The organism is Glutamicibacter sp. JC586, assembly GCF_009805585.1.
In the GTDB taxonomy this organism is placed as follows: Bacteria; Actinomycetota; Actinomycetes; order Actinomycetales; family Micrococcaceae; genus Glutamicibacter.
The window spans coordinates 531,407-542,890 of the sequence record NZ_VHIN01000022.1; the positions used below are offsets into that span (position 1 = coordinate 531,407).

An 11,484-nucleotide genomic window follows, 5' to 3' on the forward strand; every position below is an offset into this window, starting at 1 on the left:
AACGGTGGGGCATTGCTATTGCCAGTGAATCAAAAAGTTGTTGTGCGACTACAATTGAACCTGGGTATGGCTCAATCGAGCCACGAGATGAAAAGGTTGTGTGACCGGCAGTGAAGGGTCTACGTTCGTGCAGTGCCGTACTGCTGGTTTTATTCCTCGGACTACTCGCTATTGGTGCGCTGATCGCTGCAGGATGGGGCGTGATTGTCTTCATCGAACGAGGCGCAGGAGCGCACCTGAAAGATGAACCAACGCCTAGCTACCAGCCTACGGATGAATCCGAAGACCCGTTACGTCCTTCGAGCTTCGCGCCATAATCGTCGATAAAGGGTACTTAGTCTTGGATCTGGCTCAGGTGTAGGACCAGTATATTTTCAGCCTCATCACGAACGGCGAACCCCAGACGCTCCAAAACTTTGAGCGAAGCGATGTTTTCGGTCGAGACTCGCGCCATCAATTCGGTGGCACCAACGGTCTTTAGCGCGGAGATGCCAAGAGAAACAATTTTCTTGGCTAATCCTTGACCCCAATGATCTGGGGCAATCCAGTAGCCGATTTCTGTGGCCTCTTCACGGGTAACTGCGGTGAACAGTCCCACTCTAGGTCCCTGAAAACGAGCGATAAACCAAGATATCCCAGGGCTACTGATCGCAGTATCAATGCGTTCCTTGGTGTACTGAAGGCTCCAGGGTTCACCGTCACCAATAAAAGCAGTGACGCGCTGATCGGCTGCGAGCGTTGAGATAAATTCCGTGTCGCTGACTCTCAATGCGGTGAGCGATATCGAGGAATCCATATGCTCAGCCTAAAGCAGTGGCACGCGTGGAATCTAATGGCGCTTGTTAAAGAACTGTAGGAAACGACCTGTGATCGTTCCCTACAGAAATGAGAAATATTTACTTTGCGGTTGCGGTCACTGGTGGCAGATCAGACCATGGGAAGGTGATCCACTTGTCAGTGCGACGCCATTCGAAATCTGGAACCATGATGGTGCGTGGCTTGGTGTAGAGGCAGACGGTCTTGACCTCTGCGCCCCATGCGGATACCAAATCAACAACCTTTTCCAAGGTGCGGCCCGAGTCCGAGACGTCATCTACGATCAGGATCTTCTTATCGCGAAGGTGGCCATCATCCAGCATTGGTGGAAGAACAACTGGTTCTGGCAATACGGTGCCGATGCCGGTGTAGAACTCAACGTTTAACGCGCCGCAGGCCTTCACGCCCAAGGCGTAGGAGATTGAACCTGCCAACAGAAGCCCACCGCGTGCTACCGCAAGGACGATGTCCGGCTCGAAGCCGCTGTCGACAATGGTCTGAGCCAGTTCGCGTGAAGCCTCGCCGAAAGTATCCCAAGTAAGGATCTCGCGCTCTGGCTCTGAAAGTACGGATGCGCCGGAATCATCAATGCTAGTCATTCTGTAATTTTAGCGCTGTTTTTCAATTGATGGTGCAGAAAGCGATGATGACAATTGGTTTTTCATCACGAGTCCGAGCGCACTTTGCTATTTGAGTAGGAGAATATTCGATGAGTCATGTCGCGGTGAGCAGTGCATCACGTCAGATTTGGAGCGGCTAGAATCGATGCTGAAAATAGGCTGAATGTGTTATGTAGGATCTTAAGGGGGCCCGACCCAATTTCGAGTAACTGTGCGCTTATATGTTGAATTTTGCTCAAAGAACTTGGGAAACTAGAAGAAGAAGTAAACATTGCCTAGAGCTCGGGAGCGATAACCATGTGGCGCACTGTTCGACGTACTCGAGTTGCCAGTTCTCTGGCCGTAATAGCGCTGGCATGTTTGCCTTTGGCAGCTCCGGCTCAGGCACTTTCAACTGTTCAGATTTCAGCTAGTGAAAACCTTGGCACTGTGACCGTAGATGATACGGCGGACGTCATCAACAAAACGCGGCTAGAAGTCGCGCTTGATAATCTCGACTTTAATGAGCCTACGAACGTTGTGGTTTACACCCGGAACGGTCAATACTCTGATGACATCAACACCAAGACCCTGCAGTACGCGAGGTCGACGCATCCTGAGTGGATTTCAGACAAACCAGATGACTACGGCGACTATTGGGCCGACGGGTTGTTGATCATCACGCTGTCGGTTGAAGGCCGCGGGGACGGCCAAATTGGCACCTATTTTGGCGAGGATCGCAAAGTTAGCACCAGCCAGATGGAGAGCATCCACGAAGCAGGCTATGACGACTTCAACCTGTCGCGGTGGACCGACGGTGTGATCGCGGTTGCCGACAAGGCTTCGGCGATCATGAACAGGCCGTGGTACAAAAGCCCCGCCCTTTGGTGGACCGTCGCGGCAGGTGGTGGCGGTGCCGGTATTGTCTTGATCTCAACAGCGGCGATGCGTTCCGCGCGACGCAAGAGTTTCGCCCAAGAATTACAAAGCGGAACCGAACACCTCACCAACGTCACCATGGACCTAGATGAGACGGAAATCGCTGCCAAGACGCTGCCCACCGGGTCAACTCACGCCGCCGAACTTGAACGACGATTTGCCGACTTCCTCTCGAAGTATCGTGAATCCTTCGACTCGCAGGCCAAGCTGGAGGCAGCGCAGAAGAAGTACCGTTCCTCAAGCCGTGGCGTGGAGGAGGCTAAGAAGTTCAAGACCGATGCGCAAAACCTTGATCTCACCGATGACGCCATCATCGCTGCTGCCACGCTCTACACCCGTTCGGCCTCGTGGGAAGATGCCTGGCGCGCGCAGACCAAACCACTGGCAGACGATCTTGCCCAAATTTCCACGCTGATCGATGACGTGGAGCCAGAATTGCAGGGCAGCGCTGCGGCACTCGCTTCGTACCGCGAGAGCGCAACACAATCGCTGGAATCGCTCGGAACCCAACTGAAGGCTGAACAGCTCGACGTCGATGCGGCCTTGGACCAGCTCTCCGATCTTCGACTCGGGCTGACAGAGCGTTTGGACGAATTTTCCAAGGCTCAAATCGAAGCCTATGCGCAGAATGAAGACGAGAAGGAAGAAATGCGTAAGGAAATGGAACGCTCCCGCTATTCCACCACGGGCTACAGCCCGCGTAGCGGAACCATCCTGGACGTACTAAACCCCGGAGCGCTGTACTGGAGCGTTGGGAGCTACAACGCTGGCTATAGCGCAGGAACCAACTCGGTAGATCAATCCCGCCAATCCGCTAGCTCATCCGGGTCGGTATCTACCGGATATTCCGGTGGCGGTAGTTTCTCAGGCTCCGGTGGATCCTCGCGGTTCTAAGCATCAACCCATGCAAATTTTTTCCAAGCTATTACCTGTCGCTGTAAGCGTGGTCGAGACGCGAACCGAGCTTGATGCCGGGCCCAGATTCTGGCAAGAGGATCAGTACGTGGCCGACGCGGTCGAGGCCCGTCAACGGGAGTTCCGCACCGTGCGCATTTGCGCTCGCCAAGCACTAGCCCAGTTTGGGCACGGCAATCACGTCCTGGTACCCGATAAGCAAAGGGCGCCGGTGTGGCCTCCGAATATTGTGGGCAGCATGACGCATGCAGCCGGGCTGCGAGCCGCTGCAGTGGCCAGCACCGGTGATTTTAGCGGTATCGGAATCGATGCCGAACCGCATCAGGCGCTGCCTGCAGAAGTGGTCGACATGATCCTGTTGCCGGAAGAACAGCGCTTGGCCTCCGCACTGCAAGCTGAAGATCCCAGCATCGCGTGGGACAAATTGATGTTCAGCGCCAAGGAAAGCGTCTTCAAAACGTGGTATCCACTGGCGCGGCGCTGGCTTGATTTTCTTGAATGCGAGATCACGGTCGGTCAACAGCCAGGAGTTTTCACCGCTAGAATCCTGCAGGTCAACCCCGTACACAGCGGGGTTGACCTGTCAGTGCTTGGTGGGAAATGGGTCAGCGAATCCCGGGTGGGCGATGGCCTGCTGGCCACCGCGATTACCGTGCGGTAAAAACTGAAACGTCCTAGAACTCTTCGCCATGGGTGATGACGTTCGCGGCGCGACCCACAATGTGTGGATCCGGGGAACCTACCAACTCGTGGTTTTTGCCCTTGTAATCGAAGCGGTCCAAAACGTGCCGCATCGCCTGAAGACGAGCACGCTTCTTGTCGTTAGATTTCACCACAGTCCACGGCGCATGGTCGGTGTCGGTTTTTAGGAACATTTGTTTTTTCGCCTCGGTGTACTTCTCCCACTTGTCTAATGACTCAAGATCCATGGGGGAGAGCTTCCACTGGCGCACTGGGTCGATCCGACGAATGGTGAAGCGGGTGAGCTGTTCACTGGCCGAAACCGAGAACCAGAATTTCACTAGGTCGATTCCTTCATCTACCACCATCTTTTCAAAGGACGGGGTTTGCTCCAGGAAATGCTCAACTTGTTCTGGCGTACAGAACCCCATGACACGCTCGACCCCGGCACGGTTATACCAAGAGCGATCAAAAAGAACGATCTCTCCGGCTGAGGGGAAGTGCTGCACATAGCGCTGGTAGTACCACTGGGTGGATTCGCGTTCGCTCGGTTTTTCCAGTGCTACGACGCGTGCCCCACGAGGATTCAGGTGCTCGGTGAAGCGCTTGATCGTCCCGCCCTTGCCGGCAGCGTCCCGGCCTTCGAAGACAATCATGATGCGACGTCCATTGGCTTTGGCCCACTTCTGCAACTTGAGCAACTCAATTTGCAAGGCACGCTTTTCCACTTCGTAGGTGTCGCGGTCAAGCTTTTGACCGTAAGGGTAATCCTCACGCCACGTATCAACCACGCTGCCGTCCGCTCGGAGTAACACCGGATCGTCATCATCATCGTCCAGTACCGTAAAGCCGCGGAAGGCTTCGTCGATCAGGGGAACTTCTACACTCATACTCGTAAGCCTAAGATTTCTAAATTAACGGTCAGTGAACTGGTTTTGAACCCGGATGCGGTGAATTTAGGCCGGGAAATCGGGCAACGCGAGTTCGTCAAGCCACTGCTCCAAGATGGAGCTAACGTCGACTCCGAGCGCATGTTTTTTGACGTGCTCGGTGAATTTATTGGTGTCCACACTCTTGTGCTGATAGGTGCCGGTCCAGTCCTGAAGCATGGCGTAGAAGGTTTGGTCGCCCAAGGCCTTCATCAACGCGTACAGGGTGAGTGCCCCGCGTTTGTAGACGCGGTCATCAAACATGTCCTCGGGCCCGGGGTCGCCGATTTGCAGATCTTGGGGGAGCTCATCCAACATCTTGTATGCTGCGCGCGCACGCTGCTCCAGGGACATGATGCCGGCTTGATCCGAATAGACCCACTCACTGAAGCAGGCGAATCCTTCATTGAGCCAGATATCTTGCCAGCGATCCGGGGTCAACGAATTGCCGAACCACTGGTGAGCAAATTCATGGGCGATAAGCCGCTGTGCTTCCCAGTCCAAGGACAGATGATTCCGACCAAAAATGCTCATGCCTTGAGCTTCCAGGGGAATTTCAAGCTCGTCATCAACCACAACGATCTTGTAATGCTCGAAGGGGTAGGGACCGAACTTTTTTTCAAAGATTTCGGCCATGTCGCCTTGTTTGGCAAAAGCCCCGCGCACCGGCAGATCGGTGCCCGGTACTGCGTACGCCACAAGATGCCCACCGCGATCAAAGGAAATTTCGCGGTAGCGACCGATCTGTAAGGTCGCAAGGTAGGTGGCCATGGGTTCGCGCTGCTCATGCACCCAGGTTTCACGGGTGGCCGCACGACGATGAGAAATCAAATTACCGTTAGCAACAACGCGATATCCAGCATCCGTGGAGATTTCAAATCGGTAGGAGGACTTATGGCTGGGATGATCGTTGCAAGGGAACCACGTTGAGGCGCCAACCGGCTGACCAGAAACTAGAACACCATCGGTGAGTTCTTCCCAGCCCACTTCGCCCCACAACGAATTATCAACGCTGGGGTTACCCGCGTAGCGAAGCTGAAGTTCGATGTGTTCGCCGGCCTTAACCTGGCTTGGGGTGGAAACCACCACCCGGTGATGCTTTTTGCCCACCGAAACTTTACGACCTTGGCAGGTGGCCTTACTGACCTTCAGCCCGTTGAGGTTAAGTTCAATTTCGTTGAGGTCTTCGAGCGCACGAATCAGCAGTGTAGCGCGACCATCAAGATGGTTGCTGGCCAGCTTCACTACGAGATTCACGTCGTAGTGCTCGACCGTATATGTTCCTGAGCCATAGTGTTTGGTGTAATCATCGAGTATGCGATGGGGCATAACTATGTATCCTCAGGCTTCCTGTGCAATGGTTGACGATGGCTGTTGATCTGGGTTGATGTTCCAGCGTACTGCCGGATTGCCACGCCAGTAGGTATTGGCAGGCAAGATTTCTCCACGAAGTACCAAACTGGCCGGGCCAGTGGTTGTACCTTCGGAGATTTGAGCAGCTGGCAGGATCACGCTGTGTGGGCCCAAGGTGGCTCCCGCTCCCAAGGTGACCTTGTCAATTGACATGATGCGGTCGTGGAAGAGGTGAGTCTGCAGGACGGTGCCACGGTTGACCGTTGAGTGATCCTCTAAGGTCACGAGGTCAGCTTCTGGGAACCAGTAGCTTTCACACCAGACACCGTGGCCAATCTTCGCACCCTGGGCACGTAGGAACCAGACCAACGCTGGAGTGCCGGCGGCCTGGCGTGCAAACCATTGGGCGCAAACCAACTCGGTGAAGGAATCAACCATTTCGGTACGCCAGATAAACGAACTCCACAGTGTGTGTTCGCCTGGGCGAATAACGCCAACGACCAACCATTTGGCGATCAGGGTAATGATCACAGCTACGGCACCGGCAAGAACCAAGACGGCACCGGAGAGGAGGATAGCCACCCAAATATTGGCGTAGCTGATCAGGGTAGCCAGCGACCACAGCACGCCACCGGCAATCGCCACCGAAGTGAAGACAGCCAGCGAACGGGTCAACTCCCAGAAGGAGCGCATGATCTTCAGCTTCAGTCCTGGCTGATAGGTTCGCTCGGACTCTGCTTCAACGGTGGTGCGGCGCAATTTATGCGGAGGCGAACCGATCCACGAGGTGCCTGCCTTCATCTTCTTAGGGGTTGCCGAGAGCACTGCAATGAGGGAACGCTTAGGCACCCGGCGCCCTGCATGCAGAATGCCGGAGTTTCCGAGGAACGCCTTCTTACCTACGCGCACCGGTGCGATATGCATCCAACCGCCACCGAGTTCGTAGGAGGCGACCATGGTGTCATCGGCTAGGAATGCTCCGGAGGAAATGGTCGTCATCTTTGGAATGAGTAGGACCGTTGAAATTTCTACGTCGCGGCCAACCTTGGCCCCCAAAAGGCGCAGCCAGATCGGGGTGAATAAGGATGCATAGAGCGGGAAGAGCTGATCGCGGGCGGTATCAAGTACACGTTCCGTTGCCCAGGCCTGCCAACCGACGCGGGAGGTGACCGGGTGCCATCCTTCAACCAGTCCAATGGAGAGTAGGCGAACGATGATGATGGTCAGCAGCATGCTGCCAAAGAACCAGACTAGTGCTGCCACGATGACTGCCGGAATGAACCTGAACCCTACTTCTGCCAGCGAATGTGCCGGACGCAGGATCGGGGTGATGGCGACAATCGCGAGCAGAATCGGGGTCCACTGGGAAAGATTGAGCAGGATCGAAGCAATGCCACCGAGGACTCGAGGCAGTTTACGATAGGTCGGTTCCTGCTCAGGCCACTTTGGCTTCGCTTTGGACTGACGGACAGCCGGTGAGCCCGCATAACGCGAGTTATCACGGGTTGCGCCGTATACGGCCGAGCCAGCATCGATGATGGTGTTCGCACCGATCACAGCTCCGGGAACCAAGGTGCTTCGAGCGCCGATGGAAGCGTTGTCTCCAACTTCAATGGCACCAACATGGACCTTGTCGCCATCGATCCAGTAGCCGCTGACGTCTACTTCAGGTTCGATGGTGGCACCGGCACCCACGGTGAGCATGCCAGTGACCGGTGGCAGGGTATGCATGGTGGCGGTGCGGTCAATTTTTGCGCCGAGCATTCGGGCATACCACGGAAGTAATGGTGCGCTGGATAGCGAGATCGGGTCAACCACATCGGCCACCTGCTGGGCTAGCCACAGACGTAGGTGCACGGATCCGGAACGGGGATAGGTCCCGGGTTTCAGCCCAGCCAGCAGTATCTTGTTAGCGACTATGGATACGCACATACGCCCGACGGGGGTGACGAAAACTAACCACAATGCGGCGATGACGTACCTCGGCGCCGGCAATGGATCTTCAAAGACGTTCATGGCCACGAGCGCCAGGTGCCCGAGCAATAGGTAGGTCACCCAGCGCAGTCCCGAAAGGATAAACAGTGGGAAGGACGCCAGGGTTTGTGCCAACTGGGTAAGTCGTTTGGTGCGCACCACGGTGCGCGGCTGCACCGGTTCACTGGCTACTTGCTGCCCGCCCAGATATTCCACCAGCGCACCGAAGCGAGGGTAGTCATAAAGCTCAGCGACCGTCAGATCTGGGTAGCGAACGCGCAAGGCAGAAACCAACTGTGCTGCAGAGAGGGAGCCGCCACCGGAGGCAAAGAAGTCCGCGTCGATCCCTGCCACCGGGGCACCAAGTGCTCCCTGCCATGCTTCGGCAATAAATTCGCCCACTTCATCAAGCTGGGGAAGATCTTCTGATGGTTCAGCGTTTTCAGTTCCGGGTAGTGGCCAAGGCAGTGCGTTGCGATCGACCTTGCCGCTCGTCTTCATCGGTAAGTTGTCCATGACCGCAAGAATCGGAACCATGGGTGCTGGAAGATCTTCCAACAAGGCGGTGCGCGCTGCACTCAGGTCGTAATCTTCCGGTGCCTGCAGGTAGCCGACCAAAATCTTGTTGCCCGTGGCTGTTTCTCGAACGGCGACGGCAGCCGAGGAAACTCCGGCCAGGGAATTTAGTGCTGCGTCAATTTCGCCGAGTTCAATGCGGCGTCCACCGATTTTCACCTGGTCGTCCACCCGACCAATGAAGATCAGTCCCAATGAATCGTTGATCACCATGTCGCCGGAACGATAGGCACGCTCCCAGCCCAGAGTTGGCATGGGAGCATATTTTTCTGCGTCTTTTTCCGGATCCAGGTAGCGGGCCAAGCCCACACCGCCGATGATCAGTTCACCTGATTCACCTTCGGCTACCGGAATACCTTGTGGATCAACAACGGCCAGATCCCAACCGTTCAAGGGTAGGCCGATGCGTACCGGGAGTGAGCCGTCCATCGTGGCGCCACACGCAACTACCGTGGCTTCGGTAGGCCCGTAGGTGTTCCAGACTTCACGGCCATCGGTGGCCAAGCGTGCTGCCAGTTCTGGCGGGCAAGCTTCACCGCCAAAGATCAAAAGGCGTACCGATTCCAAGGCTTGGGAAGGCCATAGTGCAGCCAAGGTCGGAACGGTAGATACCGCGGTAATCGAACGAGAAATCAGCCAAGGGCCCAAATCCATGCCGCTACGGACCAAGGCGCGTGGGGCCGGTACTAGACAGGCGCCATTGCGCCAGGCGATCCACATTTCTTCGCAGGATGCGTCAAACGCGACGGATAGTCCGGCAAGGACGCGGTCTGAAGAGTTCAGCGGGTCAGCTGGCAGAAACATCTGGGCTTCAGCGTCCACAAAGGCGGCAGCTGAACGATGGGTGACGGCCACGCCCTTGGGCTTTCCAGTGGACCCGGAGGTGAAGATAATCCAGGCGTCGTCCTCAAGACGTGGCAGGCGCGGGGCGCCAAAAGGCTTGGTGCGTTGGGAATTGACCACGATGGTGTCCCTGCCCTTGATGATGCCTGCAACTTCGGCTTCGGTGAATACCGTTTTGGCTCTCTCATCTGGGTCATCGGCATCCACCGGTACATAGGCAGCGCCCACCCAAAGGATTGCCAAGATCCACTCATAGAGGTGGCGTGTGCCGGACTGTACGCGCACGCCAATACGGTCACCGGCACCCAAACCTTGCTCATGCAGGCGCAGCGCCTTGGCTTTGACCTCTTCGATAAGTTCGGCGTAACTCTCGGTGCGTTCACCGTCGTCAATGGCCGCCGCGTCGGGGTGATCCTGCGCGGTGGTGGTGAGGATATCTATGAGGGTACGGGCAGCCGGTGCTAGTGCACCGGAAGGAAATTGGGGGGTGTAGATTTCTTGATCCGGTACCGAAAGTTGATCGTTGTTCATTGTGAACGGATCCATCGCTTTCACATAAATGTGTCAGTTGTGTTGGGGCGCTGGGGGAGTGCGACCCAGAAACGAAATGGATCCTGGAGGGGTGGGATGAGTGGTCCCATAGTTATTTAATACGCTGGTAAGCGAGATTAAGCCTAGCTCTATATGAATTGTCGGCTACATCTCATAAATTTCACCTTTACTACGCCACAGGCCGTTCGAAGAATCAACGATGTTGTCTCTTACGACCTGTGGCTGGTAATTACGGCAGCAAGATGACCTTGCCGGTGGTGGATCGGGACTCCAAAGCGGTATGGGCAGCGCCTGCTTCGGTTAGCGGGTACTGGGCACCGATGCGCACATCGATCGCTCCGGTGGCCACCCAGCCCACCATGTCTCCAAAGCGCCAATGCATTTCCTGCTCGCTGGTAAGGAAGTCGTTGAGCTTGGGGCGGGTGACGCTGAGCGAACCGCCGGCATTTAGCCGTTGCAAATCAAACGGTGGCACCTGACCACTGGCGCCACCAAAGAGCACCAACGTTCCGCGACGGCGCAGGGCCGCCAGCGAAGTTTCGAAAGTATCCTTGCCTATCCCGTCGTATACCGCGTTCACTCCCTTGCCGTCGGTAACTTTTTCGACGGTGGCGGCCACCTGGTCATAATCCACCACGTAATCAGCGCCGGCAGCCTTGGCCAAGTCCTTTTTCTCTTGGGTGGAGGCGGTGGTGATGACGGTGGCGCCCTTGAGCTTGAGTAGTTGGGTCAAAATCAGGCCCACTCCGCCAGCTCCTGCATAGGTCAAGATGACATCACCGTTATGCACCATATAGCTGGAATGAACTAGATAGTGAGCGGTCATGCCCTGTAGTGGCAAGGCCGCAGCAACGCTCAAATCTACTGCGTCCGGAACCTTGCCGGTGAGGGCTGCATCCACCAACGCGTACTGCGAGTAACCTGCCGCTCCCGAAGCTGTGGCGACGCGATCGCCAATCTTGAAGTTTTGGACTCCCTCGCCGATCTGCTCGACAATGCCAGAAAACTCTGAGCCGGGAACAAAGGGGTAATTCATCGTGTAGACGCCGCTACGCTGATAGGTCTCGATAAAGTTCACGCCGGTGGCAGCGATTTTCACCAGCAGCTGACCGGCGCCCGGGGACGGAACTGGGATCTGAGTTAGTTGCAGTCCGTTGGCGTCGGTAGGTTCGTTCACCGTTATGGCTTGTTGCTCCATCGTGCTTCACTCCTGAAATTCTCAGCGTCCCTCGGACAATTCCCGCAGGGTCTCTACGGACAGTTTAGGACTTTGCGCTCGCCAGTGGGCACGCGCAGCTGGGATGTCG

Annotated in this window: 9 protein-coding genes; 3 read left to right on the plus strand and 6 right to left on the minus strand. The window is 56.0% G+C overall.

The window, feature by feature from the left end:
* Window positions 1-110 precede the first annotated feature (110 nt).
* The gene (locus FJV47_RS16285; RefSeq protein ID WP_159614825.1) at window positions 111-317 is read left to right on the plus strand and encodes a hypothetical protein; all 207 of its coding nucleotides are present in this window, start codon (window positions 111-113) and stop codon (window positions 315-317) included.
* 17 nt (window positions 318-334) lie between these two features.
* Here FJV47_RS16285 and FJV47_RS16290 read toward each other — a convergent pair whose 3' ends face one another.
* Window positions 335-796 carry a GNAT family N-acetyltransferase gene (locus FJV47_RS16290; protein WP_159614827.1) on the minus strand — a complete coding sequence of 154 codons (462 nt, stop codon included), beginning with the start codon at window positions 794-796 and terminating at the stop codon, window positions 335-337.
* Window positions 797-896: 100 nt separating this feature from the next.
* On the minus strand, window positions 897-1,415 hold the full coding sequence (locus tag FJV47_RS16295; RefSeq protein ID WP_159614829.1) for a phosphoribosyltransferase: 519 nt from the start codon (window positions 1,413-1,415) through the stop codon (window positions 897-899).
* Between the two features lie 318 nt (window positions 1,416-1,733).
* On the opposite strand from FJV47_RS16295, the gene FJV47_RS16300 reads away from it, so the two are divergent.
* Both FJV47_RS16300 and FJV47_RS16305 read left to right on the plus strand, forming a co-directional pair.
* Window positions 1,734-3,248, plus strand: coding sequence for a DUF5129 domain-containing protein (locus FJV47_RS16300; RefSeq protein WP_159614831.1), 1,515 nt, complete (start codon window positions 1,734-1,736; stop codon window positions 3,246-3,248).
* A 10-nt stretch (window positions 3,249-3,258) separates the two neighbouring features.
* Window positions 3,259-3,930 carry a 4'-phosphopantetheinyl transferase gene (locus tag FJV47_RS16305; RefSeq protein WP_159614833.1) on the plus strand — a complete coding sequence of 224 codons (672 nt, stop codon included), beginning with the start codon at window positions 3,259-3,261 and terminating at the stop codon, window positions 3,928-3,930.
* Window positions 3,931-3,943: 13 nt separating this feature from the next.
* Here the strand turns inward: FJV47_RS16305 and ppk2 are convergent, their stop codons facing one another.
* The 4 genes from ppk2 to FJV47_RS16325 form a co-directional block, all read right to left on the minus strand.
* Window positions 3,944-4,840, minus strand: a complete 897-nt coding sequence (ppk2, locus tag FJV47_RS16310) for a polyphosphate kinase 2 (RefSeq protein ID WP_159614835.1) — start codon at window positions 4,838-4,840, stop codon at window positions 3,944-3,946.
* 66 nt (window positions 4,841-4,906) lie between these two features.
* The gene (locus FJV47_RS16315; RefSeq protein ID WP_159614837.1) at window positions 4,907-6,208 is read right to left on the minus strand and encodes a M1 family metallopeptidase; all 1,302 of its coding nucleotides are present in this window, start codon (window positions 6,206-6,208) and stop codon (window positions 4,907-4,909) included.
* Between the two features lie 12 nt (window positions 6,209-6,220).
* Window positions 6,221-10,156 (minus strand): Pls/PosA family non-ribosomal peptide synthetase, encoded by a 3,936-nt coding sequence (locus tag FJV47_RS16320; RefSeq protein WP_159614839.1) that lies wholly within the window; start codon window positions 10,154-10,156, stop codon window positions 6,221-6,223.
* Between the two features lie 250 nt (window positions 10,157-10,406).
* Entirely contained in the window at window positions 10,407-11,375 is a 969-nt protein-coding gene (locus tag FJV47_RS16325; RefSeq protein ID WP_159614841.1) for a quinone oxidoreductase, read from the minus strand.
* Window positions 11,376-11,484 lie beyond the last annotated feature (109 nt).